Origin of the sequence: Salmonella sp. SG203 (assembly GCF_013350575.1) — a bacterium.
GTDB lineage: Bacteria > Pseudomonadota > Gammaproteobacteria > Enterobacterales > Enterobacteriaceae > Salmonella > Salmonella enterica.
The window spans coordinates 1-576 of sequence record NZ_SNMT01000100.1; the positions used below are offsets into that span (position 1 = coordinate 1).

At 66.3% G+C, this 576-nt stretch carries 1 protein-coding gene and 1 pseudogene; both read right to left on the reverse strand.

The window, feature by feature from the left end; all coding sequences use genetic code 11:
* Positions 1 to 261, reverse strand: a 261-nt coding sequence (locus tag HV477_RS27980) for a DUF2919 family protein (RefSeq protein WP_175065758.1), incomplete at its 3' end; no start/stop codon positions are given.
* A pseudogene (locus HV477_RS27985) lies at positions 258 to 576 on the reverse strand (cobalt ABC transporter permease); the annotation flags it as partial. The pseudogene HV477_RS27985 and the gene HV477_RS27980, both read right to left, overlap by 4 nt.

Here is a 576-nt window from a genome sequence, read left to right on the forward strand (position 1 = left end):
CACCGCACACAGCAGGGCTGCCGGCAGCGCCGCCACCAGGTTTATCACCGTGACCGTCATCGTCGGGTACAGCGCCTCCGCCAGCGCCGGCGTGTTGTGTGACACTATCCCGGCGGCCGTCAGCCACCACGGCAGCAGCATCCACGCCACCACCGCCCACAGCCACACCGGCGCCTTCAGGTTGCCCTCGTCGTCATAGTCCTCCGTCCGGTACACTTTCCCCGGACGGCGGATATGCGGTGCCGTTTCACGTGCTTTCATGGCGCCCCCTCCTCCCGGCCGGAAACAGACGCCTCCCACAGGGCCTGCACCGCCGCCGCAAACTTCTCAGGATGTCCCGTGAACAGTACCTGCTCCGGGTCGTTCTCCTGCAGCTGCGCCTGCAGCGATTCACGCCAGGCATCGTCCTCCGCCAGACGGACCACCGCACGGATGTACGTCTCCCGGTCTCCGGCAATCAGTTCCTCCGGCAGCCCCAGACGCCTGAACAACCCCTCATCAATATGCGTGTGGACCTCCGGACCGCTCATACAGACGCCGGGCAGTCCCTGGCGTACCACATCCACCACCCCGTTC